This is a genomic window from Citricoccus sp. NPDC079358 (genome assembly GCF_040702545.1).
Taxonomy (GTDB): Bacteria; Actinomycetota; Actinomycetes; order Actinomycetales; family Micrococcaceae; genus Citricoccus.
Genome location: NZ_JBFBLI010000001.1, coordinates 211,019 through 234,654 on the forward strand (window position 1 = coordinate 211,019; position 23,636 = coordinate 234,654).

General features: G+C 64.7%; 21 protein-coding genes. 11 read left to right on the top strand and 10 right to left on the bottom strand.

The features are described from left to right. Nucleotides 1–83: 83 nt before the first annotated feature. The 6 genes from AB0333_RS01005 to AB0333_RS01030 form a co-directional block, all read right to left on the bottom strand. A complete protein-coding gene (locus tag AB0333_RS01005) occupies nt 84–1,493 on the bottom strand; it encodes an aspartate ammonia-lyase (RefSeq protein WP_366216905.1) in 1,410 nt (469 codons plus the stop codon). Between the two features lie 14 nt (nt 1,494–1,507). Beyond that, entirely contained in the window at nt 1,508–2,593 is a 1,086-nt protein-coding gene (locus tag AB0333_RS01010; RefSeq protein ID WP_366217185.1) for a M20 family metallopeptidase, read from the bottom strand. A gap of 67 nt (nt 2,594–2,660) precedes the next feature. After that, a complete protein-coding gene (locus tag AB0333_RS01015) occupies nt 2,661–3,332 on the bottom strand; it encodes a DUF1028 domain-containing protein (RefSeq protein WP_366216906.1) in 672 nt (223 codons plus the stop codon). Beyond that, entirely contained in the window at nt 3,329–3,751 is a 423-nt protein-coding gene (locus AB0333_RS01020) for a RidA family protein (protein ID WP_366216907.1), read from the bottom strand. The genes AB0333_RS01015 and AB0333_RS01020 overlap by 4 nt, the downstream gene beginning before the upstream one ends. Nucleotides 3,752–3,802: 51 nt before the next feature. Further along, nucleotides 3,803–5,110 (bottom strand): NAD(P)/FAD-dependent oxidoreductase, encoded by a 1,308-nt coding sequence (locus tag AB0333_RS01025; protein ID WP_366216908.1) that lies wholly within the window; start codon nt 5,108–5,110, stop codon nt 3,803–3,805. Between the two features lie 178 nt (nt 5,111–5,288). Further along, nucleotides 5,289–6,191, bottom strand: coding sequence for a LysR family transcriptional regulator (locus tag AB0333_RS01030; RefSeq protein WP_366216909.1), 903 nt, complete (start codon nt 6,189–6,191; stop codon nt 5,289–5,291). A gap of 138 nt (nt 6,192–6,329) precedes the next feature. On the opposite strand from AB0333_RS01030, the gene AB0333_RS01035 reads away from it, so the two are divergent. The 4 genes from AB0333_RS01035 to AB0333_RS01050 all read left to right on the top strand — a co-directional run bounded on the left by AB0333_RS01035 (nt 6,330) and on the right by AB0333_RS01050 (nt 10,294). Beyond that, nucleotides 6,330–7,703 carry an MFS transporter gene (locus AB0333_RS01035; RefSeq protein ID WP_366216910.1) on the top strand — a complete coding sequence of 458 codons (1,374 nt, stop codon included), beginning with the start codon at nt 6,330–6,332 and terminating at the stop codon, nt 7,701–7,703. A gap of 116 nt (nt 7,704–7,819) precedes the next feature. Continuing rightward, the gene (locus AB0333_RS01040) at nt 7,820–8,755 is read left to right on the top strand and encodes a LysR substrate-binding domain-containing protein (RefSeq protein ID WP_366216911.1); all 936 of its coding nucleotides are present in this window, start codon (nt 7,820–7,822) and stop codon (nt 8,753–8,755) included. A 140-nt stretch (nt 8,756–8,895) separates the two neighbouring features. After that, the gene (locus AB0333_RS01045) at nt 8,896–9,726 is read left to right on the top strand and encodes an SGNH/GDSL hydrolase family protein (protein WP_366216912.1); all 831 of its coding nucleotides are present in this window, start codon (nt 8,896–8,898) and stop codon (nt 9,724–9,726) included. Between the two features lie 55 nt (nt 9,727–9,781). Continuing rightward, entirely contained in the window at nt 9,782–10,294 is a 513-nt protein-coding gene (locus AB0333_RS01050) for a hypothetical protein (protein WP_366216913.1), read from the top strand. A gap of 65 nt (nt 10,295–10,359) precedes the next feature. On the opposite strand, the gene AB0333_RS01055 is transcribed toward AB0333_RS01050, so the two are convergent. After that, entirely contained in the window at nt 10,360–10,653 is a 294-nt protein-coding gene (locus AB0333_RS01055; RefSeq protein ID WP_366216914.1) for a cytoplasmic protein, read from the bottom strand. A 166-nt stretch (nt 10,654–10,819) separates the two neighbouring features. Between AB0333_RS01055 and AB0333_RS01060 the strand changes: the two genes are divergently transcribed. Both AB0333_RS01060 and AB0333_RS01065 read left to right on the top strand, forming a co-directional pair. After that, nucleotides 10,820–13,297 (top strand): nitrate reductase, encoded by a 2,478-nt coding sequence (locus AB0333_RS01060; protein ID WP_366216915.1) that lies wholly within the window; start codon nt 10,820–10,822, stop codon nt 13,295–13,297. Then, entirely contained in the window at nt 13,294–13,776 is a 483-nt protein-coding gene (locus AB0333_RS01065; RefSeq protein WP_366216916.1) for a hypothetical protein, read from the top strand. The genes AB0333_RS01060 and AB0333_RS01065 overlap by 4 nt, the downstream gene beginning before the upstream one ends. Before the next feature lie 25 nt (nt 13,777–13,801). Here AB0333_RS01065 and galU read toward each other — a convergent pair whose 3' ends face one another. The 3 genes from galU to AB0333_RS01080 all read right to left on the bottom strand — a co-directional run bounded on the left by galU (nt 13,802) and on the right by AB0333_RS01080 (nt 17,105). Continuing rightward, nucleotides 13,802–14,713 carry a UTP--glucose-1-phosphate uridylyltransferase GalU gene (gene galU, locus AB0333_RS01070; RefSeq protein WP_366216917.1) on the bottom strand — a complete coding sequence of 304 codons (912 nt, stop codon included), beginning with the start codon at nt 14,711–14,713 and terminating at the stop codon, nt 13,802–13,804. Nucleotides 14,714–14,787: 74 nt separating this feature from the next. Next, nucleotides 14,788–15,840: an NAD-dependent epimerase/dehydratase family protein gene (locus AB0333_RS01075; protein WP_366216918.1), complete on the bottom strand. Its 1,053-nt coding sequence runs from the start codon at nt 15,838–15,840 to the stop codon at nt 14,788–14,790. After that, nucleotides 15,840–17,105 carry a zinc-dependent alcohol dehydrogenase gene (locus AB0333_RS01080; protein WP_366216919.1) on the bottom strand — a complete coding sequence of 422 codons (1,266 nt, stop codon included), beginning with the start codon at nt 17,103–17,105 and terminating at the stop codon, nt 15,840–15,842. Before AB0333_RS01080 ends, AB0333_RS01075 begins: the two co-directional genes overlap by 1 nt. A gap of 969 nt (nt 17,106–18,074) precedes the next feature. Between AB0333_RS01080 and AB0333_RS01085 the strand changes: the two genes are divergently transcribed. The 5 genes from AB0333_RS01085 (at nt 18,075) to glmS (ending at nt 23,617) form a co-directional block, all read left to right on the top strand. Next, nucleotides 18,075–19,046 (top strand): ATP-grasp domain-containing protein, encoded by a 972-nt coding sequence (locus AB0333_RS01085; RefSeq protein WP_366216920.1) that lies wholly within the window; start codon nt 18,075–18,077, stop codon nt 19,044–19,046. Continuing rightward, on the top strand, nt 19,043–19,762 hold the full coding sequence (locus AB0333_RS01090) for an HAD-IA family hydrolase (protein WP_366216921.1): 720 nt from the start codon (nt 19,043–19,045) through the stop codon (nt 19,760–19,762). Before AB0333_RS01085 ends, AB0333_RS01090 begins: the two co-directional genes overlap by 4 nt. Beyond that, nucleotides 19,749–20,999, top strand: coding sequence for a polysaccharide pyruvyl transferase family protein (locus AB0333_RS01095; protein ID WP_366216922.1), 1,251 nt, complete (start codon nt 19,749–19,751; stop codon nt 20,997–20,999). Before AB0333_RS01090 ends, AB0333_RS01095 begins: the two co-directional genes overlap by 14 nt. Next, nucleotides 20,992–21,633 carry a sugar transferase gene (locus AB0333_RS01100; RefSeq protein ID WP_366216923.1) on the top strand — a complete coding sequence of 214 codons (642 nt, stop codon included), beginning with the start codon at nt 20,992–20,994 and terminating at the stop codon, nt 21,631–21,633. Before AB0333_RS01095 ends, AB0333_RS01100 begins: the two co-directional genes overlap by 8 nt. A gap of 112 nt (nt 21,634–21,745) precedes the next feature. Next, nucleotides 21,746–23,617, top strand: coding sequence for a glutamine--fructose-6-phosphate transaminase (isomerizing) (gene glmS / locus AB0333_RS01105; protein ID WP_366216924.1), 1,872 nt, complete (start codon nt 21,746–21,748; stop codon nt 23,615–23,617). Nucleotides 23,618–23,636 lie beyond the last annotated feature (19 nt).

Consider the following 23,636-nt stretch of genomic DNA (forward strand, 5'->3'; position numbering starts at 1 on the left):
GAGCGGGGCGGACCGTGTCCTGGGTCATGGCGCGCCCCTGCGGAGGCCTCGACGAGCGAGCCGGACAGAACCGAGCAGGAGCACTACCGGTCATTGGCCAATAGCGCCAAGTCGATGGCCCGGTCCAATTCCTCACGGCTGAGGAGACCGCTCTCCAGGGCCACGTCAAGGATGCTCCGGTGCTCCAGCAGGGCAGCTTGGGCCAATTCAGCCGCTCTCCCGTACCCCAGGTGAGGCGCCAGGCCGGTCACCAAGCTGACCGACTCGTGCATGCGTGCGGCCAAGGCCGGCCTGTTCGGTTCGATGCCCTCAACGCACCGCATCCGCAACTGGCGGCAGGCGCTGGTCAGGAGCCCGATGCATTCGAACAACTCGTGGACCATGAGCGGCTCGAAGGCGTTGAGTTGCAGTTGCCCCGCCTCCACGGCCATGGTCACGGCTGCGTCGGCGCCCACCACGCGGAAAGCGACTTGGTTGACCACCTCCGGAATCACCGGGTTGACTTTGCCGGGCATGATCGAGGACCCGGCCTGCACGGCTGGCAGCGTGATCTCACCGAAGCCGCTCTGGGGCCCGGAGGACAGTAGCCGAAGGTCGTTGCAGATCTTGGAGAGTTTGACCGCAGCGCGCTTGAGCATCCCGGAGATCAGGACGAAGACGCCCGCGTCGGACGTGGCTTCCATCAAATTCTCTGCGGAGACCAGAGGAAGTCCACTGACCCGGCGCAGCTCACTGACCACGAGCTGGCGGTAGTCCGCCGAGGCGGTGATGCCCGTGCCGATGGCGGTCGCCCCGAGGTTGGTCTCGAGCAGGTACTCCCGGAACTCCCCGAGCCAAGCGTGATCTTCCCGCAAAGTGGCCGCAAAGGCCCGGAACTCCTGGCCGAGCGTCATCGGCACGGCATCCTGCAGCTGGGTGCGCCCGACCTTGTAGATGCCCTTGAACTCACCGGCTTTGCGGTCGAAGGCCTCACTGAGGACCCGGTGCTCGGCGAGAAGCCCCTGGATTTCCACCGCCAAGGCCATCTTCGCCGCCGTCGGATACACATCGTTGGTGGACTGGCTGCGGTTGACGTGGTCGATCGGATGAACCACGGCGTAGTCGCCCTTGGTGCGGCCGAGAGTCTCCAACGCCCTGTTGGCAATGACCTCGTTCGCGTTCATGTTGGTGCTGGTGCCGGCACCGCCCTGGATGAGGTCGACGACGAACTGGTCATCATGCAGACCCTCCATCACCTCCCCTGCGGCCGCCCGGATCGCCCGTGCCACCGAGGCGGGGAGTAGACCCAGCTCCTCGTTTGCGGTGGCCGCCGCGTGCTTGATCGTTCCCAACGCCCAGACCATGGAGCGCAGTGTGCCGACGCCTCGCCCGGTCATGGGGAAGTTCTCCGCGGCCCGCAGGGTGGAGATCCCCCAGTAGGCGTCCTGGGGCACGTCCCGGACGCCGAGGCTGTCGCTTTCGGTCCGGGTGGTCCGCTCTGAGTCGTCGGTCATCGGATGCTCCATGCTCAGGACCGTCCCGACTCGGCGATGTAGTCGATCGCGGTGAGGGCCAAGGCGGTGGCACCATCGGTGATGGCGCGGTTGGCGGCCGCGCCCACGCAGTGCGCGGCGAACTCGGGCTGGTGGTTGGAGGCCGGGAAGCAGCCCAGGCCGATGTAGGGGTGGATGGCCGGCACCACCTGGGACACGTTGCCCATGTCCGTGGAGGCGCGGTTCATGGTCGCCTGCTCCGGCGGGGCGTCGAAGGTCCGGCCGAGGGCACGAGCGTGTTTCACGTACAGCTCGAGCGCGCGCTCGTCAGTACGGAACTCCGAATAAGGTTCGGATTCCGGCGAGATGTTCAGCTCGGCGCCCGTGGCCAGGGCCCCGGCCTCGAAGCAGCGCTCCACTCGCTCCTGCAGATCCTGCAGCTCGTCCAGAGTCTCCGCGCGGACATACCAGCGGCCCTCGGTGGTCTCGGGGATCGCGTTGGGGGCCTCTCCACCGCGCGTCTGCAGCCCGTGCACCCGGGTTCCGGCCGGCAATTGCTGCCGGAGCAGACCGATCGAGACCTGCGCGATCACGAAGGCGTCGTTGGCGTTGACGCCTCGGTGCGGGTAGGCCGCCGCATGGGCCGACTTCCCGTGATAGCTGACGTGGGAATGAGCCACCGCGTAGGGGCGGGCCTCGGCGGAGTCGACGGGGCTGGGGTGGGCCATCATGGCCAGATCCAGGCCGGCAAAGGCTCCCTTCTTGAGCAGCTCGATCTTGCCCCCGCCGCCCTCTTCGGCCGGAGTGCCATAGACCTCGATGGTCAGGTCGCGTTCCGCGGCCACCTCGGCCAGCGCGATGGCCGCGCCGACCGAGGTCGCGGTGATGATGTTGTGTCCGCAGGCATGCCCCAGACCGGGCAGTGCGTCATATTCGGCCATCAGACCGATGCGATGGCGCCCCGTCCCCACCACGGCGCGGATCGCCGTCGGGAAGCCGAGGTAATTCCGGGTGACCTCGAAGCCGTGTGCGGCCAGGATGTCCGCGGTCCACTCGGCCGCCTGATGCTCCTGCCATCCGAGCTCGGGATGGGCGTGCAGCCGCTCAGACAGGGCGATCAGCTGCGGCGCTACCTCGGAGACCCGGTCATGGACACGGGCGTCCGCAGGCTCGGTGGTCTCGGCAGTGTCAGCGGTCGTCACCGGGCACCCCGTATCCAATCGAGGCGGCCGGGTCCAGGCCGCGGACCACATAGTCTTCCCGTTGTGGCAGCCAGATCTGGAGCAGTCGACCGAGTTCGCCGATCGGAGCCTCGTGCCAGTCCACCCGCAGGTCAGTGTCCCGCCAGCCGTGGCCAGAGACCACAGAGAGGCCAGCCGAACGGACGGGGCCCTCTTCGCCGCCGGCTGCCGCTCCTGCCACGAGGCCGGCCATCAACCGCGTCTCCAGCTCCCCGCTGGTGCGTGCGAAGGCGTCGCAGGCGGCCTGCGGGATGTCCTCGTTCGCCAGCATGTTGCCGGCACTGACACAGCCAGCTCCGGAGGCGTCGGCATGGGTACCCAGGGTGTGGGAGCCGCTGTGCACGGCGGAGCGGCCAGCGGTATCCAGCACCACGATCTGGCGGTACTCCCGCGTGGATTCGCCGGCCACCAGCGCGTCCAGTGCCTCCTGGGCTTCTTCGCCCTTCTCGAGCAGGGTGAGCAGGGCGTCACCGAGCCGGGGATCGGTGATGTTCTGCGAGCTCACGGCACCCACCCCGTCACGCAGGTGCACGCACCGCGCTGCCACGGCGGGAGAGGACGAGGAGACGGCCATGCCGAACCGGCCGGACCCGTCAGTGCCGGCGATGGAGAAGGTCACTTGGAGCCCTCCTCGGACAGGACGGCGGTGGCGTCGATCTCCACGAGCCACTCGGGCCGGGCCAGCGCCTGAACCACGATCCCGGTGGACACGGGGAAGACGCCCTTGAGGTAGGTGCCCATGGTCCGGTAGACAGTCTCGCGGTAGCGGACATCCGTGAGGTACACGGTCACTTTGACGATGTCCTCCATCTCGCCACCGGCCTCCTCCAGGAGCATCTGGATGTTGTCCATGGCCTTGACCGTCTGGGCTTCGACATCGCCGATCCCCACGGACTCGCGGGTGTCCAGGTCCTGACCGATCTGGCCCCGCAGGTAGACCACGCCACCGGCCACCACGGCCTGACAGAGGTCATTGTCGAGGTTCTGCTCTGGGTAGGTGTCCTTGGTGTTGAACGGACGGATGCGCGTGTACTTCATGGGTGTGCTCTCCTGATGGGCTCAAACGGTGGTGGGGTGCGGACGGTAGGGTCAGGCGCCGACGCCGGCCGAGACCGGCCGCGCGTCAGCCTCACCCGCGGCGGGCGATACAGACGGGCGGTAGGCGCTGTAGTCACGCTGGATGGCGATGTGGTCCGCGAGGTACTTGGCGTCGTGCCAGACGCCCCAGATGAAGCTGGAGCCGCGGCGGGACTGCCAGGGCAACCCCAGGAAGTACACCCCGGGCTCTGCCGAGACGCCGCGCTGATGCACCGGCTTGCCGTGCTGATCGAAGGCGTCCGCGTGCAACCAGCCGTAGTCCACGGAGAACCCCGTGGCCCAGACGATCGAGGTGACGCCGGCGGCTTCGAGGTCCAGTTCTCGCAAGGGATGTTCGATGCAGTCAGGGCTGGACCCGAGGTGGTGAGCCTCCGGCTCCTCGGGCAGGTCCAGGCCGTTGCGTTCGATATATTCGTCGGCCTCGTCGAGCAGGGCCAGGTAGTTCGCATCGCCACGGGCGATGTTCTCCGCGAGGTCTGCACCGAAATGCATGACGCCGTCCTGGTACGAGGTGGCCCGGCCCACGAGGGTGATGCCGCTGTGGGCGAGGTCGCGGAAGTCGACGGTGTGCCCGCCGTTGGCGCCGCTGACGGCGATCGTGACGTGTTCGGCACCCTGCGGCGGGGCCGAGGCCTCCCACTTGTTCAGCACGCCCAGCCACCACACGAAGTCGCGGCCGCGGTAGCTCCGCGGGGGCCGGTCGTGGGGGCCCACGGCCAGGTAGGTCTGCCGTCCGGAGGATCGGAGTTCGGCCGCGATCTGCACGCCGGAGGAACCCGCGCCGACCACCAGCACGCCACCCTCCGGCAACTGCTCGGCGTTGCGGTAGGAACTCGAATGGATCTGCGTGAGTCCGGAACTCTCCGGGACCACGGCGGGGATGACGGGCTTCTGGAAGGGGCCGGTGGCCGCCACCACGTAGCGGGCCCGCACGGACCCCATGGACGTCTCTGCCGTGAACCCCGGCCGGCCCTCGTTCTTGCGAACCGCCGTGACCTCCACGCCGGTGCGGATCGGCGCGTCGAAGTGCTCCGCGTAGGCGGCCAGATAGTCAGCCACCTGGTCCTTGGTGGCGAAACCGTCCGGTCCGACCTCGGTGAACTCCAAACCTGGGAAACGATCGTGCCAGGCCGGCCCGTTCGCGACCAGGGAGTCCCACCGTTCCGTCCGCCACCGCTCGGCGATGCGATGGCGCTCCAGGACGAGGTGGGGGACTCCCTGCCGGCTGAGGTGTTCGCTCATGGCCACGCCGGCCTGGCCGGCCCCCACGATGAGTACCTCGGTGTCTTGGGTCGACATGCATACCTCCGGTTGACTGACCCCACCGAGTGATGAGGACCACGGTTTTCGCTCTTGAGTGGTATTCAGTCTCCGAAGGGCGCAGGTCGATAGCAAATACCCGTAAGTGAGGATCTGCATCGGTTAAACAGATTCGGTGGCGTGCACTGCATCGATCACGAGGATCTGGAGGGAAGTGTTAGCTGAGAACCGAGCGGCAGGCGTCGATGAAGACCTGGCCCTTACGGGACAGGGACTCGTCGGCGCGATGCGCCACCCCGATCTGCAAGTACGAGCGCACGCCGTCGATGGGCAGCCGGACGATGCGGCCGCCGTCGTTGGTGAGATCGTGAGCAGGGCGCTGGTTCAGGATGGTGTATCCGTGGCCGCGGGCCACCATGGACCGCACCACCTCGAAGCTCTCGAACCTCTCGTGGACACGGGGCTGCAGGTGCGCGTCCTGGAAGATCGACAGGAAGTAGTTGGCACTCTTGCCCATGTTCAGCAGGATGAGTGGTTCGTCGGCGAGCTCTTCGAGCGACACCGTGGAGCGGTTGGCGAGGTGACTGCCTTCCCCCACCGCCGCGTACACCGGCGCTTCGCTGAGCCGTTCGAAGTCGATGCTGTGGCCGTAGTCGAAGCTGTAGGTCAAGGCCACTTCCAGTTCCCGGCGGAGCAGGAGTTGCTCCACCTGGTCGCCCGTGACTTCACGGAGCCGAACGTCGAGTGCCGGGTGGGCTGAGGTCAGGTCCTCGTAGACCGTGGGCAGCCAGAAGGGCGCCAGGGTGGTGAAGCATCCGGCGGCCAGCTGTCCCGTGAGTCGCTCCGGGCTGAGGGAGTGGACCGCATCATCGACCGATCGAAGGATGGTCTGGGCGGCCGCATAGAACGTCGTGCCCTGCTCGGTCAAGACCACCCCGCGCGAACGCTGGCGCACGAACAGCTTGTGGCCGAGGGTGGCCTCCAGGTGCGCGATGGCGGTGGAGATCGCTGACTGAGCAACGAACAGCTCGGCGGCCGTTTCCGTCATGGAGCCGAGCTCCGCAACGCGCACGAAATACCTCACTTGGTTGAGTGTGAGGTCGGACGGTGCATTCGCCATGGCCACGAGCATAGCCACCCCAGCCTTCGGTTTTAGTGAGGTACCTCTCGAAAGATATCGATGGTAGTGACACCCTTCACAGACTTAGCCTGATTCCCAAGCTTCCGGGCAGTACCCACCCGATCAAGGGAGAACACCATGTCCCGCACTTCCGACGCAGACCGCCAGGTCGCCAAGACAGGACTCAAACGCAACGTGGTTGCCGGCGCCATCGGCGTCCTGGTCCACTGGTTCGACTGGGCGATCTACGCCTATCTGGCGACCACGATCGCCGTAATCTTCTTCCCCTCCCAGGACGGGGCGGCGGGTCTGCTGTCGGTCTTCGCGGTCTTCGCCGTCGCGTTCTTCGTGAGGCCCATCGGGTCCCTCATCTTCGGCCACCTCGGGGACCGGTACGGGCGCAAGAAGACCCTGTCGATCGTGATCGTCACCATGGCCGCCGGCACGCTGCTGCTGGGCCTGATCCCCTCGTATGACTCGATCGGCATTCTCGCCCCGATCCTGCTGGTGGTGGCCCGTATCATCCAGGGGATCGCGGCCGGTGGCGAGTTCGGCTCGGCGGCGGCCTTCCTGGCTGAGTACGCACCCACCAAACGGCGTGGGCTGGGCGTCTCCTGGCTGGAGTTCGGCTCCGTCCTCGGATTCCTGCTGGCTTCCCTGGTGGTCGCCGGCCTGCACTTCTGGTTGGACCCGGCCGAGGTTCTCGCCTGGGGCTGGCGCATTCCGTTCCTGCTGACGGTGCCGCTCGCCCTGGTGGGCCTGTACATCCGCCTGAAGATCGAGGACACCCCGGAGTACCAGGCCTTGCAGGAGTTGGACACCGTGTCCTCCGCTCCCATCCGGGAGGTCTTCACCCACAACAGCAAGCAGTTCTTCCAGACCATTGGCATCGAGATCTTCATGAACTGCACCTTCTACGTGGTGCTGGTCTACCTGATCACCTACCAGGAACAATTGGTGGGGATGCCAAACGATCAGGCGGCTGTCCTGTCCGCCGTCGCCTCGTTGACGGCCATCGCCATCATCCCGCTGTCCGGCATCGTCTCCGACCGCGTGGGCCGCAAGCCAGTCCTCGTGACCGCTGGCATCCTGCTCATCCTGGGCTCCTACCCGCTCTTCATGCTGATGAACCAGGGTTCGGTGCTGGCCGGATTCTTCTCCACCTTCGGACTGGCCGCCATCCTGGCGCTCATCCTGGGCACCCATGCGGTGACGGTCGCCGAGCTCTTCCCCACGCGAACGCGGCAGAGCGGTCTGTCCATGGCCTACAGCATCGCCGGAGCATTCTTCGCCGGCACGCTGCCCTACATCAACACCTGGCTGATCGACCTCACGGGGAACAACATGGTGCCGGCGTTCACCCTGATGGTCGTCGGGTTGATCGGCCTGGTGACTCTGTACACCATGCCCGAGACCCGCGGGGTGGACTTGCTGCACGATTCCGACCGGGCTCCGGCGGGCACCTTCTCGAAGAATTCGGAAGAGGTAGCGCAGAACACCGCCCGGGCCTAGCCGGCCGCCCTGCGGCCCTACGCTAGGGGCGTGACTGTGAACCCGGCCGTCGACGTCATCGTCGACGGCCGGGTCGGTCCGTGTCCAGCTGTCCATCTCCTGACCGAGGAGCCGGAATGACCATCACCTTCAGGCAACTGGAGCACTTCGCGGCGGTCGCTGAACTCGGTACGGTGACTGCCGCCGCCCAGTACCTGCACCTCTCTCAGTCAGCGGTGTCCACGGCCGTCTCTGATCTGGAGAAGGCGCTGAAGGTCCAACTGTTCATCCGGCAGGCGCGGGGGCTGGTGCTGACCCGGGACGGTCAGTCGGTCCTGGCGCACGCCAGGAGGCTGCTGCGAGACGTGGACAATCTGGAACGCAATGCCGAGCGCCTGGGCCACGAACTCACGGGGACCCTGCACATCGGCTGCTATGCCACCATCGCCCCCGTCCTCCTGCCCCGCCTCGTGGCCGAGTTTGCCGAATCCCACCCTGGAATCGAGATCCGGTTCTCCGAAGGGTCCCGCAGCGAGCTGCTACACCAGCTGATGAAGGGCGAATGCGACGTGGCGGTGATGTACGACTATCGGTTCGGGGACCAGCTAACCGAGGTGGGCGATGTGGTGCCCCTGGGGTCGGTTCGGCCCTATGCTCTCCTGCCGGCAGAACACCACAGGGCGCCGGCAGGGGTCGTCTCCCTGGCCGATCTCGCCCAGGAGCCGTTTATCCTCTTCGATCTGGAACCCGCCGGCGAGTATTTTCTGTCCTTGTTCTCGGCAGCAGGACTGACCCCCAACGTTCGTTTCCGCACCGCCAGCTTCGAGGTGCTGCGGGGACTGGTGGCTCAAGGCCTGGGCTGCTCGTTGCTCAGCCAGAGGGCCAGTCACATGGCCAGTCTCGAAGGACTCGACTATGCCGCCGTGGAATTGGACGGCAATCCCGAGGCGCTGGATATCGTGGCGGTCACTCCGGGAAATCGGAATCATACCCAACGGGTCCAACTTTTCCTGAGGCAGGCCGCTGAAGTCCTCTCGACCAGCCCGAAGTACTATCCTGCGGGCGAACGATAGCCACAGGCCCGAGCTGCCAGGCCCTCTGACTCGATCGAAGGTCGCGCTGAGGGCCGTTCCTGACGGTAGGATCGGCCCTTGTGAGACAAAAATTGGGCGAAACATCAAAGCTTCAATGGGCGGCACTGGTATTCCTGGTCATGGCCATTGTGGCCCTGCTGGTGGTCCTGTTCACCCAGCAGCAGGACTACCGCACCGACGCTGAGGCGGCGCGCGAGAGCAAGGTGTCCGCGCCCGCTCAGGAGTCTCCGGCGGAGGCAGCAGAGCCCTCGGCCAGCGCCTCTGCCAGCCCCTCCGCATCGGATGCGTCCGAGGAGGCCCCTGAGGATGGAGCCGACGCCGTCACCACAGCGGCCCAGGCCGTGGTCAACCGGGGTGACGACTCCGTCATCAACGTGCTCGGGGACTCCACGTCCAACACCAGCAGCGAATGGGTGTACCGCTGGGCGGAGGAGCTCGGCGGGGACGCCGCCGTGACGGTCCATACCTGGAACCCCGAGGCAGGCACCTGGTACCTGGAGCCCCGCACCTATGGCGGGGGCGACCGTGCCATCACCATCTGGAACGGCTCCGCTGCCGAGGGCACCCCCGGCTTCCCGCTGGAACTGGACGGCATGATCGAACCCGAGGCTGACCTGACGATCCTGAACTACGGGCACTGGGGTGACCCGGAGTTCGTGGCCTCCTCGCTGGAGGAGCTGCTCACCACCCTGGACGCCGGTGCCGAGGATGCCGCGCCGGTGGTCCTCACCGCCCAGAACCCGGCACAGCCCACCTGGGTGGGATACGCGGACACGAACCGGGACGCCATGCGCGCCGCTGCCGAGGAGCGTGGCCTGCCGGTGATCAACATCGAGGGTGCCTTCGAGGATTCCGGTGACTGGGAGTCCCTGCTGGCGGACGAGGTCAACCCGAACGAGGACGGCCACCAGCTGTGGGCGGAAACCGTCAGTACCTTCTTCGCCGACTGAGCCTCACGTCCGGCCACCCTTGCCAGCGCAGTGTCCGGGCGCGTAGGTAAGAAGTATGGAAACTCCCCACGGCACCCTCAACCGCGACGAACTGCAGGACTACCTCAACCACCACCTGCTCGGCTCCAAGAGCGGTGTCCGTCTCTTCCAGGCCGCCGCGAGCACCTGGAATGGCACCGAGTACGAGGAGGAGTTCCTGGACCTCTCCCGGCAGGTCAGTGAGGAACAGGACGAGCTCAGGGAACTGATCGACCGGCTGGACCTGCGTCAGTCGGTGGTGGAGAACGCGTTGGGCCTCGCCGCTGAGACGGCCGGCCGGCTCAACCCGGTGAACATCACCCGGTCGAAGTCGGAGGGCATGACCCAGGTGGAGATGGACATCCTCCAGAGCGCCTTGCAGGGTAAAGCCGGCATGTACGCCGTGCTGGCCAAGCTGGCGGAGCGCTTTCCCAGCGCCGGCCTGGATGGGAAGCGGATGCAGGAGCTCTACCAGCAGGCGCAGGACCAACAGGCCAGGGTGCGCCGCATCAGTGACGAGACGATGGACACCCGTTTCGTAGCCCACTGAGCGCGAAGCCATTTCCCGACGGGATACGGGCCAGCGGACGGGCAGGGAGGCCAGATGGTGAGCGACTACTTCAGCTCGACGAACAGCACGTGCGTATCCGTGGTCCCCACATTGTGGCCCACGTGGTCCTGGGCCGGCAGCCACTGCACCTGGTGCGCCGCGAGCTCCACTGGACGGGTGGTTCCGGCCACGGTGATCTCCCGCTGGAAGTCGCTCAGCGTGACCATGAGGCTGTCCCCGTGGTGGTGTTCGTGGGTCCGGGTTCCCGGGGTGTCCCGGTACTCGAGGACCCGCACTCGCTCGTTCTCAAAGATGGTGGCGTAGAGGTCACCGTCGGTCTCGGTCGGATCGTGGCTCATGGCTCTCCCCGTGGGGCTCTGATGTGGTGGGAGAACCGTACGCCCGGCACCAGGTGCAGGCAATGACTCCGTGGCGCTCAGTCCGGACGAATCGAGAGGTGTCGCGGCCGTGACGAGCGCTCAGGCACCCTTGTGCCCTCCGTGAGACGGGCGTAGCAATGGGTGGGTGACTACTACAGATCGCATCGCCGAGCCCTGGGGCACCCGCACCCCCTACGCCGCCGGGGAGGCCTGGCCGGTGCGGGTGGACACCCACCTGGAGGAGGGGCTGGACCCGGACGCCGTGGACCGGTGGGTCCAGACCGCCTCCATCCTGCACTCCAACGGGGACGCCCTGGACATCGCCGTCAAGGACGGGCGGATCGCCGGGGTCCGCGGCCGGGCCGAGGACCGGGTCAACCACGGCCGGCTGGGCGTGAAGGACCTCTACGGCTGGCAGGCCAATTCTTCCCCGGACCGGCTGACCCGGCCGCTGGTGCGGGTGGACGGTGAACTGGTGGAGACGGACTGGGACACCGCCATGGACCGGATCGTGGCCCGCACCCGGGAACTGCTGGCCGAACAGGGCGCCAGTGCCCTGGGTTTCTACACCACCGGGCAGTTGTTCGCCGAGGAGTACTACACCCTCGGACTGATCGCCCACGGCGGGCTGGGCACCAACCACGTGGACGGGAACACACGGCTGTGCACGGCCACGGCCGCCGCCGCCCTCAAGGAGTCCTTCGCCTGTGACGGGCAGCCGGGCAGCTACACGGACATCGACCACGCGGACGTCATCGCCCTCTACGGGCACAACATGGCCGAGACCCAGTCCGTGCTGTGGATGCGGATCCTGGACCGCCTCGCCGGCCCGAACCCGCCGCAGCTGATCTGCGTGGATCCGCGCCCCACGGAGGTCGCCCGCCACGCCGCCGTGCACCTGGCACCGAAGCCCGGCACCAACGTGGCCATGATGAACGGGCTACTGCACGAGCTCATCGCCCACGGCCACATCGACCAGCAGTACATCGACGCCCACACGGTCGGCTACGCCGAGCTCGAGCAACGCGTGCAGGAGTACACGCCCGAGCACGCCGGACAGATCTGTGACGTCCCGGCCGAGCAGATCCGCGAGGCCGCCCGCATCATCGGCGGTGCCGAGCGCCTGCTCTCCACCGTGCTGCAGGGCTTCTACCAGTCCCACCAGGCCACCGCGGCATCCGTGCAGGTCAACAACGTGCACCTCATCCGCGGCATGCTGGGCCGCCCCGGCTGCGGGATCCTGCAGATGAACGGCCAGCCCACTGCCCAGAACACCCGCGAGTGCGGCGGTGACGGTGACCTGCCGGGCTTCCGCAACTGGTCCAATGACGAGCACGTGGCGGACCTGGCCCGGGTGTGGAACGTGGAGCCGTCCCGCATCCCGCACTACGGGCCGCCCACCCACGTGATGCAGATGATGCGCTACGCCGAGGACGGCTCCATCCGCCTGATGTGGGTGAGCGGCACCAACCCGGCCGTGTCCTTGCCGGAGCTCGCGCGCATCCGCGCGATCTTCGAGCAGGACCGGCTGGTCCTGGTGGTGCAGGACCTGTACCTGACCGAGACGGCGCAGCTGGCCGACGTCGTGCTTCCGGCGGCTACGTGGGGTGAGAAGACCGGGACGTTCACGAATGTGGACCGCACGGTGCACCTGTCCGAGAAGGCCGTGGATCCGCCCGGCGATGCGAAGCCGGACCTGGACATCTTCCTGGACTACGCACGCCGCCTGGACCTGCGGGACAAGGATGGCGAGCCCCTGGTGACGTGGCACGATCCGGAGTCCGCGTTCGAGGCCTGGAAGGAGTGCACGCGGGGGCGTCCCTGCGACTACACGGGCCTGAGCTATGACAAGCTCCGCGGGGCGTCGGGCATCCAGTGGCCCTGCAACGAGGACCATCCCGAGGGCACGGAACGGCTCTACGAGGGCGGCGCCTTCTGGAGTGACGCCGCGTACTGCGAGAGCTACGGCAAGGACCTGGTCACCGGCGCCCCACTGGAGCCGAGTGAGTACAAGGCCCTGAATCCGGAGGCCAAGGCCGTCATCAAGGCCGCGGCGTACCTGCCCCCGCATGAGGTCACCAGTGAGGACTTTCCCTTCCAGCTCATCACCGGCAGGACGCTCTACCATTTCCACACCCGCACCAAGACGGCCCGCGCCCCGCAGCTGCAGCGGGCCGCCCCGGAGGTCTGGGTGGAACTTTGCGCGCGGGACGCCGCCGCGTGGGGGATCGGCGAGGGCGACCTCACCGAGGTCACCACGCCCCGGGGCAGCGTGAAGGCGCAGGCGAGGATCACTGGCATCCGTCCCGGTGTCCTCTTCCTGCCCTTCCACTACGGCTATTGGGACACGGGTGGCGGCTATGGCCCGGGCGACGGCGGCCGGGCCGCCAATGAGCTGACCATCACCGATTGGGACCCGGCGTCCAAGCAGCCCATCTTCAAGACGGCTGCCGCTCAGATCCGCCGCGTCTCGGCCGACAAGGGCCCGGCTCCCGCACCCACGACGACGGCGTCCGCCCCGGTGGGCGACGTCGGGTTCCGCACGGCGGGGGACCACACCGCACTGGCCGACGAAAAGGTGTCCGTGGGCGGCGGAACCGTTACTGACGGGGGACCACGATGAAGCTCGGACTTGTCCTGCACGAATTGCACCATTCTGAGAACGATCTGGCCCAGGAGTTGCTGCATGCCTCCGAACGCCACAAGGTCGACCACTCGATCTACCACCTGGGCCGGGACCTGGCCGAATGGTCCCGGCAGCACGTGCGGGAGATCGCCGAGATCGCAGGCGACTACGGCCAGAAGCTGGACCGAGAACCGAAGTCCGAGCTGGCGACTGCCCGGCGGCTGCGGGAGCGTGGCAGCGAACTGCTGGGCCGCAAGGGTTTCCCGGAACTAGCCCTGCTGCACGACCTGCGGGAGATCTACACCAAGGCCTGCGGCGTCTCCGCTGACTGGGAGATGTTGGCGCAGGCGGCCCAGGGCATCCAGCACCTGGACCTCCTGGCCGTGGTCCAGCGCTGCCACCCGGACACCCTGCGGCAGATGAAGTGGGCCAACGCGGCCATCAAGGAGAACTCCACCCAGATCTTGGTGAGCTGACCGGGTGGCTACATCAGGGCCGGCCTTAGAGTGCGTCGGCGAAGTCTTTCAGCCAGGGCCGTAGTCCCGGACCCAGGTCATCCCGGTCGCACGCCAGTTCAATGACGGCCTGAAGATAACTGAGCTTGTCACCGGTGTCGTACCGCTTACCGTTGAACACCACGGCATGGACGCCGAAGCCTTCACCCTCGCTCTCAGCCAGGACCTGGAGGGCATCCGTCAACTGGATCTCGTTCCCGCGCCCCGGCTCGGTGCGTTCGAGGACGTCGAACACGGCTGGATGAAGGACATATCGACCGATCACGGCGAGGTTCGACGGTGCCAGATCAACGTCTGGCTTCTCGACCAGACCCGTCACGCGGACCACATCCTCTTGGCTACCATCCAGAGCCGACACCTCCGCTACTCCATAGGCAGAAATGTTCTCCCTGGGGACCTCCATGAGGGCGATGACGGAGCCGCCTTTCTCCTGCTGGACATCGATCATGCGCTCGAGGAGGTCGTCCCTTTCGTCGATCAGGTCGTCGCCCAGCAACACGGCGAAGGGGTCGCCACCGACGTGCTGCTGGGCGCACAGAACCGCATGGCCCAGCCCCAGGGCATCGTTCTGGCGCACGAAGTGGATGTTACCCAGGTTGGTGGCCTCCTGAATCTTGTCCAACTTGCCGAAATCGCCCTTGAGCTCGAGGGTGCGCTCCAGCGCAGGCACCCGGTCGAAATGATCCTCGAGTGACCGCTTATTGCGGCCGGTGATCATGAGCACGTCGTCCAGCCCCGCCGCTTTCGCTTCGGCCACCACATACTGGATGGCCGGCATGTCCACCACCGGAAGCATCTCCTTGGGCATGGCCTTGGTGGCGGGCAAGAAGCGCGTCCCCAGTCCGGCGGCGGGGACGACGGCTTTCTTGGCGCGAGGGTTCTGCGAGCTTAGGGTCATAAAGGAAGCCTAGCTTTCGCAGTTTCCTTGAGACCGAAAAAGCAATAATGCGACATCGAAACAGGCGCGTCCAACTATTCCAACGGCGAGCTCGACCGGTGGCCGGCGTTGCCAAGGCCCTCAGCGCCCTCGAAGCCATCCAGCAGAGCTCGGAGGGCTTGCTGTGAACTGACGCTCTCGCTCCAGCCGGTCGTCTCCCGCAGCTTCGTGGTGTCCATGATCGGGACGGTTTCGGCCATATCCACCCAACCGGGGTCCGTCGGCTGCAGCCGGGCCGCGTAGGTGGCGGCGGCCAGCGCCTTGAACACCGGCACCGGTAACTCCAGGTAACGGCGAGAACCGAGCAGCTGGCCCATCGACTGGGCGTCCAGCACCGGTTCGGCGGCCACGTTGAAGGCGCCGCCGGCCTGTTGCCGGACCACCTGCCAGTACGCCTCCGCGATGTCCACGGCCGCCACGGCCTGGAAGCGGATGCCGGCCGGGAACGGCAGCACCGGCAGCCGTCCCACAGCCAGTAGCCACGTCAGCAGGCGCGCCGGGACCAGGTCGCCGATGAAGTAGTCCTTGATCTCCGGTGCCGGCACCGCCCCGAAGATCAGCCCCGGCCGCAGCCGCGTGACCAGCACTCCGGGGTTCTCCGCCTCGAAGGCATCCAGCAGGTCCTCCACCTCGGCCTTCTGAGCGCCGTAATGCGAAGTCGGGGTGCCGGTGGTGGGGTGGGATTCGTCCACGGGGTCGGTCTTGGAGCCCTTGCCGTAGGCGCCGATCGATGAGGCGTACACGAGGTGCGGGACGCCGGCGTGGGCCACCGCCTGGAACACCGTCCGGTTGCCCTCCACGTTTACCGCCTGCAGGAAGTCGCGGTCGCGGTTGGGCCGAATCACCCACACCAGGTCGACTACCGCGTCTGCGCCGCGCATTGCCGTCTCCAGCCGCGGGCCGGCGTCAGGATCCGTGACGTCGATCTTCAGCCATTCGACATCCTCGAAGGGCGGGCCGGCACGGTCCGGGCCGCGCCGGGAGACCCCGACGATGGAGTCCACCTCGCCGGCGGTCTTCGCGGCCTGGAGTCGGTGCAGCAGAGCGGTGCCCACGTTGCCGGTGGCACCGAGGACGACGACGCGCATCAGCGATCTCCGTCCGCTTCGTGGGATCCGACGTCCGCGGGGAACCTGGTGGTCGCGCCCTCCGTGCCACCTGTTGCGTTGGTGCTGAGCTCCGGCTTGAGGACCACCTTGATGCAGCCGTCCTGCTTCTTCTGGAACGTCTCATACATCTCCGGAGCGCGATCCAGCGGCACCTGGTGAGTGGCCAAGTCCAGGACGCCGAGCGGGTCAGCGGGGTCGTCCACCAAGGGCATCAGGTCGTCGATCCAGTGCTTCACGTTGCACTGGCCCATGGTGAGGGCGATCTGCTTGTCGAACAGAGTCAGCATCGGCATGGGGTCGGCCATGCCGCCGTAGACACCGGACAGGGAGATGGTGCCGCCACGCCGCACGGCATCGATGGCGGTCTGGAGGGCGTTGAGTCGATCCGCACCGGCGGTCTTCATAGCCAGCCGGCCGATGGCGTCCGGCAGCATGCCGACGGCCTGGTGCGCGAAGCCGGCGACCGGGGAACCGTGCGCCTCCATCCCGACGGCGTCCACGACCGCGTCCGGACCGCGCCCGTCCGTGGCGAGCCGCAGGCGATCACCCACGTGCTTGTCCTGGTCGATGGTCTCGATCCCGTGGCGTTCGGCCATGCCCCGGCGTTCGGCCACCGGATCTACAGCGATGACCCGGTAGCCCAGGTGCTTGCCGATGCGGGCGGCGAACTGGCCGACCGGTCCCAGTCCCAGAACCGCCAGGGTGCCGCCCTCGGGGACATGGGCGTACTGCACGGCCTGCCAGGCGGTGGGAAGGATGTCCGAGAGGTAGAGCCACTGCTCGTCCTGGCCGGTGTGCGGGACCTTGATCGGGCCGTAGTCCGCGTTCGGGACGCGCAGGTACTCCGCTTGGCCGCCGGGCACGGAGCCGTAGAGCCGGGAGTATCCGAACAGGGTGGTGCCGGAGCCCTGCTCGCGGACCTGGTTGGTCTCGCACTGGGACTGCAGCCCGCGCTCGCACATCCAGCAGTGTCCGCAGGAGATGGTGAAGGGGATGACCACGCGGTCGCCGGGGGAGAGGTTGGTCACTCCCGAGCCGACCTCCTCGACGATGCCCATGGGCTCGTGGCCGATGACATCGTCCTTGTCCATGAACGGGCCGAGGACCTCATAGAGGTGCAGGTCCGAGCCGCAGATGGCCGTGGAGGTGATCTTGATGATCGCGTCCGTGGGCGCCTCGATGACCGGATCCGGGACGTTCTCGATGCTGACGTGTCGCTTACCTTGCCAAGTGAGTGCCTTCATGATCGTCACGCTATGGGTGGTGGGGAGGGTGTGTGAACCCCCTGGGCGTGGTCGACTTACCGACGGACACGGTGCCGCCCAAATTGATCACCAAGGGTGTGCCCGGGTGGATTCGCTGAGGAACTTGTTGGGGGACCGACCGGTGCAGGCAGCCAGCAACCCACGAATTTACCTCTGGAGCTGGAGGACATGATCGAGCCCGATCTTGATCTGACGATTTTGAACTATGGGAACTTCGGCGATCCGACTTCATGGCTTCTCCCTGGATGAGCTGCTTGGAGCCCTGGACGCTGGAGGCGAGGACGCACCCGGTGATGCTGACCGCCCAAAACCCGGCGCAGGCCACGTGGACCGGCTACGCGGACCTACCGCGATTCCATGCGCGCGGCGGCCGAGGAGTGCGAGTTGCCCGTGAGCGACGTGGTCGTTGATACCGAGGAGGCTGGCGACTGAGAGTCCCTGCTGGTGGACCATGTAAACCGGAACGACGACGGCCAGCAGCTCTGGACGGACACAGTCACCATCCTCTGAGCGGCCTCATCAGTTTGCCCCTACTGCACTTAGTACGTACGCGCTTAGAGTCACGTACCAATAGTTCCTGCGATTTAGACTTGGGCAGCGCGGAGATTGCCGCTGTACACGCGCGGATATTCGTTCACCTCCCGGTCGAGGCCAAGCGTGTTGACAGTCCGAAACTTCCCGAAATTGGCGCGTACAGTCCTAGTCGGTCGTCACTTCCCAGTGCCATCTGAGGGACTGGATGGTCATTTCAATGTTGATCCGCCTCCATGAGAGGATGACCGTGTGTCCACGGGAGACTGAGGACTTTCTTGGAGACCATACAAAGGTGCTTTAGAAGGCATGGTAAAACTTGACTGCCAGGTGATAACCCGGCATTGACCCATGACCCTTCCGTTGTAACAAGCGCGCGGGTTAAGCGACTGTAATTTCATGCGAAGGTGCCGATCGGTGATCAACGTACTTATCTTAAGCGCGGGACGTCGCGTCGAATTGGTTCAGGCATTCCAGAAGGCGCTGCTGCAACATGCCCCTGGTTCTAAGGTCGTCGCTGGAGACGCCCAGGGCTTGGCCCCGGCTCTTTACCACGCAGATGACGCCGTTCTATTGCCGAGGGTGAGCGATCCTTCTTACCTCGATTCCCTCTGTTCGGTAATCAAAGATCACCAAATCTCCCTAGTCGTCCCGACGATTGACCCTGAACTACCGGTGCTCGCGGACCTTCGTACCGAGATCGAGTCACGGACCGGCACCCGCGTTATGGTCGCCGAGCCGTGGGTGACGCGCATCTGCAATGACAAGATCCTTACTCAGGACCACATCAGCGAGAACGGGCTGATGGCTCCCATGCTGTACGCAATGCCTGAGAACATTAGCGACAAGGACTTCCCGGTCATCATCAAGCCGAAAGCCGGAAGTTCGAGTATTGGTGTCCACGTTGTCACTACCCGGGACGAACTGGACTACCTCCTTCCTCGCACTACAGAGCCGATGATTCAAAGGCTGATTGTTGGTGACGAGCACACCGTTGATTGTTTTAGCGACTTCGAAGGCAATGTCGTGACTGTAGTACCGCGGTTGAGGATCGCTACTCGGGGTGGAGAGATCCTAAAGGGTCGAATTGTCAAAGACCCGGAGATCATCACCGCGGTGAAAAGTCTCCTTGCTACTTTGCCCATGCCGGGGCACAGCACGGTCCAGTGCTTCAAAACTGACCGGGGAGTCGAGTTCATCGAGGTGAATCCACGCTTCGGGGGTGGTGCACCGATGAGCATCGCGGCCGGCGCCGACAGCTGTTCCCATTTGGTCAGGATCCTCCAGGGGGAACGACTGTCTTACAACGAGGACTACGAAGATGGGCTGACTTTCATGCGTTTCGACCAAGCGGTCATGGTGCGGGACAGCGAAGTGGTAGGCCTGTGACCGCATCCCCGATTCGCGCCGCCGTCTTTGATTTAGACGACACTCTGATCTCGGAGATTGAATACCAGCGAAGCGCCCGCGAGGCTGTATTGCAGTATCTGAGTGTGAAGACAGGCATCGGTATTGACGAGGTGGTTGAACACTCGGATGTTGCGTCGCGCAAGCCGAGGACGGAATACTTCCAGACTCTCCTGCCTCGCCTCGGGCTACCCGCCGATGATCGGTTTGTGGCAGAACTCATCGCCGTGCACCGCGAACACCTTCCGGATGTTTCCTGGTACCCGGACGTGTTGGCCTCCCTGGAGGCACTGAGCGCTGCGGGAGTGAAACTCGGAATCATCACGGACGGCTATGCGGTGGCTCAGCGGCAAAAATTGATGGCAGTCAAAGCCGACCAGTTCTTCGAAGCTATCGTCGTCAGCGATGAGTTGGGTCGGCAGTATTGGAAACCGCACGAACGACCCTTCCGTCTGGTCGCCCAGATGCTGGATGTGCCGCTAAACGAGATGGCATATGTGGGAGATAATCCCCAGAAGGATTTTTATGTCTCGACCTCCCTTCCTATCACCACTGTGAAGATGACCAGGCCTGATTCACTTAAGGGACAGTTGGACTACCTGGACGGCGTGGTGGAACACCATGCCGTGTCGACGATGGGCGAGATCGAGACGCTAATCGGCCAACGGAATGGAGCTGTCAAGCATGCAGGGACATAAGCGGATCGGGTTTACCGGGCCCTTCGCAGACGCCAACCTTGGCGATTACGGGATGATCGTCAACAACGTCCTCGACCTGTCCCCGGACCTAGCGTCCATAGAGCTGTTCACTTACGACCACGGCTTCGTTGAACAGATCGCTCGTGAATACTTCCCCGGGATCAAATACGGCCTGAAGTTAGTGGAACTGAACGACCAGCTGGAGGAAGCCGCGAAGAACGGTGCGAACCTCACCCCTCTCGAAATCCTGGGGGGAATCACGAACCGCCGGGAAATCGAAGAAGCCGTGAGCAGCCTCGACGTCTTGGTGGTCAACGGGGGTGGCTACTTCAACGAACTTTGGTGCCAACCGCATCGGGTCACCAAGTTGGTCAAGCTGATCGCACCGGTCTTGATTGCGGAAGACTTGGGCGTCAGGGTGGTCTTCACCGGAAACAGCTATGGTCCGTTCGGGCCGAGGTCCGCCTTTCTCGCGAACATCTTGGCCGCATTGCGCGAAGCAACCTTCTATGCCAGAGACCGCGTCGGCTCTATGGCTGAGCTGCGAAGCATCGGTATCGCCGATTCACGCGTGAACTTTGTTCCGGACGACCTGTTTATTCTGAATGAGAGCCTGATTAGGACGAAGCCTATCTTGGAGCTCCCGCAGTCTTACATGGCGTTCGAGACATACCAACCAGTCGGAGTTCTCGAAGAGCACCGGAAAGAACTTGAACTTTTCAGCTCCCGGATGCAGGAACGGGGCCACCAGGTCGTCACGGTGCCCATGTATGCCGGCCGAGGAGGTCAGGACCAGGCGGAGTGGCTGCTCCAAGAGCTCGGGTGGACTTCTGCAAACTTGGACAACGGATACCTGTCCCTTGAAGACGCCCGAGAAGTGATCGAAGGAGCACACATCCTGGTTTCTGAGAGATATCACGGTTTAGTGCTTGCACTGGCTAGTGGGACGCCTGCAGTCCATGCTCTGCGAAGCGTGATGGGTGACAAATGGTACTACTACCGTAAGAGCCTCGGGATCGTCGATACTGCATTGCGCGGAGTGTCTTTCCGGCAGCAGGACTTCATGGCGACCGATCCCTTCCAAGCGCTCGACCGGGTAGGAACGGATCTCGAAGAGATCCAGCGAGTGCAACGAGAATGGTTTGACATGGGTTTGCAAGGCAATCTGGACGTGGCCCGAGGCGCGCGGCGGCGAATGCTCGACAACATCATCGGAGGGGAGAGTCCACTTGGCTGAATTTTCGAACTACCGCCTTTTCATCAAGCGGGTCCTGGACGTTGCTGGGGCAGGGGCAGGACTGCTTGTCTCCACGCCATTGTCTGTTGCTGCGGCAGCGGCCATCAGGGTGGAGAGTAAGGGGCCTGTCTTCTATCGCCAGGAACGAGTTGGCCGAGATGGGGAGTCTTTCGAGATGCTGAAGTTTCGGAGCATGCTTCGGCTGGAAGACAGTTTCGACGCTGATGGCCGACCGCTGGAAAACTATGACAGGGTTACCAAAGTCGGGCGGATCCTCAGGGCGACCAGCCTCGATGAATTGCCGCAACTAGTGAATGTCATTAAGGGCGACATGTCGCTCGTCGGACCACGGCCGACGTTGCGTTACCAAGTCGAACGGTACGACGACCGGCAACGAGGACGCCTCGGGGTCCGTCCTGGACTAACCGGGCTGGCCCAGGTCAATGGACGGAACTCCCTGTCTTGGGATGAGAAGATTGATTTCGACCTTGAGTATGTGACAAAACTCTCGTGGAAGCTCGACCTCTCTATCATCGTAAAGACATTCGGCGTGATTCTCCGTCAGGAGTCTGTGGCCTTTCAGAGCCACGACGCGCTGAGCCAGCACCAGGGCGACTACCGGGCCAACATCTAGCCTGCCTCAGCCACTCGATGTCGGTGGCCGCAATGGTAACCAACGCCTTCTTGGCGAGACGGTCGCCGCGACCTGACCGACACAGTCCCAGAATGGATATACCGTAGAACTTATGTGTGGAATCGTCGGCTACATTGGCCTGCCCAGTCAGTTGGACCAGCACTCCGCGTTGGATGTGCTCATGGAAGGCCTCAGGCGCCTGGAATACCGCGGTTACGACTCGGCCGGTGTGGCCGTTGTCAGTAACGGCGTGGTGAACCACCGCAAGAAGGCCGGCAAGCTCGGGAACCTTACCGCGGAGCTCGTGGAACACCCGATTCCGGTCTCCTCGGTGGGCATTGGCCACACCCGTTGGGCCACCCACGGTGGTCCGACGGACCTGAACGCACACCCCCACCTGGCGGACAACGACCAACTTTCCGTGATCCACAACGGCATCATCGAGAACTTCGCCGAGCTGAAGAAGGAACTGCTGGCCAACGGCATCTCCTTCCGTTCGGACACCGACACCGAAGTGGCCGCAGCACTGTTGGGACACATCTACCGCCACGAAGGCAAACAGGATCTGACCAAGTCCATGCAGTTGGTCAGTCAGCGCCTCGAAGGTGCGTTCACGCTGTTGGCCGTTCACGCCGATCATCCCGACCGCGTTGTTGCCTCCCGCAAGAACTCACCGCTGGTCGTCGGCCTGGGGGAGGGAGAGAACTTCCTCGGTTCGGACGTCTCCGGCTTCATCGACTTCACCCGCCGCGCGGTGGAACTGGAGCAGGACCAGGTGGTCACGATCACCGCCGACTCCGTCGAGATCACCGACTTCCTGGGCAATCCGGCCCGGGGTAAGGAATTCACCGTCGATTGGGACGCCTCCGCTGCCGAGAAGGGTGGCTTCGCCTCCTTCATGGAGAAGGAAATCCACGATCAGCCGGCCGCCGTGGCAGACACGCTGCTGGGCCGCAGCGACGTTAACGGAAACTTGATCCTCGACGAATTGCGGATTGAAGAGGACGAGCTCAAGAACATTCGGAAGATCATCGTCCTGGCCTGCGGCACGTCCTCGTACGCAGGCATGGTCGCCAAGTACGCCATCGAACGGTGGTGCCGTATTCCCGTGGAGGTGGAACTCTCCCATGAGTTCCGCTACCGCGATCCTATTATCGACGCGAACACCCTGATCGTCTCCATCTCCCAGTCCGGCGAGACCATGGACACCCTGATGGCCGTGCGCTACGCCAAGGAGCAAGGCGCCCGCACGGTGTCCATCTGCAACACCAACGGCTCCACGATCCCTCGTGAATCCGATGCCGTGCTGTACACCCACGCTGGCCCCGAGATCGCGGTGGCTTCCACCAAGGCCTTCCTGGCCCAGATCACCGCGGCCTATCTGCTGGGCCTCTACCTGGCCCAGCTGACCAAGAAGCTCTACCGCGAAGAGATCAAGGACATCCTGTCCGACCTCGCGGATATCCCCGCCAAGGTCCAGCAGATCCTGGACAACGCGGACGGCATCAAGGAACTCGCCCGGTCCATGGCCGAGGCTTCCTCCGTCCTGTTCCTCGGCCGCAACGTCGGTTACCCGGTGGCCCTTGAGGGAGCCCTGAAGCTCAAGGAGTTGGCCTACATCCATGCTGAGGGCTTCGCTGCTGGCGAGCTCAAGCACGGCCCGATTGCACTCATCGATGAGGGCCAGCCGGTATTCGTGGTGGTGCCCTCGCCGATGGACCGTCACTCCCTCCACGCCAAGGTGGTCTCCAACATCCAGGAAGTCCGCGCCCGCGGCGCTAAGACCATCGTGGTGGCCGAAGCTGGCGATGAGACTGTCAGGGACTACGCGGAGCAAGTCTTCTACGTCCCGGAGACTCAGCCCATGCTCATGCCGCTGTTGACTACTGTTCCCTTGCAGATCTTTGCCTGCGAATTGGCTACGGCCAAAGGCTACGACGTGGACCAGCCGCGTAACCTGGCTAAGTCTGTGACGGTGGAGTGAGACAAAACACAAAGCGGTT

Excerpts from the sequence above, each read along its gene's own strand:
- AB0333_RS01040 (WP_366216911.1), top strand. The coding sequence starts at position 7,820 with ATGACCATCACCTTCAGGCAACTGGAGCACTTCGCGGCGGTCGCTGAA.
- AB0333_RS01035 (WP_366216910.1), top strand. The coding sequence starts at position 6,330 with ATGTCCCGCACTTCCGACGCAGACCGCCAGGTCGCCAAGACAGGACTC.
- AB0333_RS01005 (WP_366216905.1), bottom strand. The coding sequence starts at position 1,493 with ATGACCGACGACTCAGAGCGGACCACCCGGACCGAAAGCGACAGCCTC.
- AB0333_RS01095 (WP_366216922.1), top strand. The coding sequence starts at position 19,749 with ATGCAGGGACATAAGCGGATCGGGTTTACCGGGCCCTTCGCAGACGCC.
- AB0333_RS01045 (WP_366216912.1), top strand. The coding sequence starts at position 8,896 with ATGGCCATTGTGGCCCTGCTGGTGGTCCTGTTCACCCAGCAGCAGGAC.
- galU (WP_366216917.1), bottom strand. The coding sequence starts at position 14,713 with ATGACCCTAAGCTCGCAGAACCCTCGCGCCAAGAAAGCCGTCGTCCCC.
- AB0333_RS01080 (WP_366216919.1), bottom strand. The coding sequence starts at position 17,105 with ATGAAGGCACTCACTTGGCAAGGTAAGCGACACGTCAGCATCGAGAAC.
- AB0333_RS01075 (WP_366216918.1), bottom strand. The coding sequence starts at position 15,840 with ATGCGCGTCGTCGTCCTCGGTGCCACCGGCAACGTGGGCACCGCTCTG.
- AB0333_RS01055 (WP_366216914.1), bottom strand. The coding sequence starts at position 10,653 with ATGAGCCACGATCCGACCGAGACCGACGGTGACCTCTACGCCACCATC.
- AB0333_RS01025 (WP_366216908.1), bottom strand. The coding sequence starts at position 5,110 with ATGTCGACCCAAGACACCGAGGTACTCATCGTGGGGGCCGGCCAGGCC.
- AB0333_RS01065 (WP_366216916.1), top strand. The coding sequence starts at position 13,294 with ATGAAGCTCGGACTTGTCCTGCACGAATTGCACCATTCTGAGAACGAT.
- AB0333_RS01050 (WP_366216913.1), top strand. The coding sequence starts at position 9,782 with ATGGAAACTCCCCACGGCACCCTCAACCGCGACGAACTGCAGGACTAC.
- AB0333_RS01020 (WP_366216907.1), bottom strand. The coding sequence starts at position 3,751 with ATGAAGTACACGCGCATCCGTCCGTTCAACACCAAGGACACCTACCCA.
- AB0333_RS01030 (WP_366216909.1), bottom strand. The coding sequence starts at position 6,191 with ATGGCGAATGCACCGTCCGACCTCACACTCAACCAAGTGAGGTATTTC.
- glmS (WP_366216924.1), top strand. The coding sequence starts at position 21,746 with ATGTGTGGAATCGTCGGCTACATTGGCCTGCCCAGTCAGTTGGACCAG.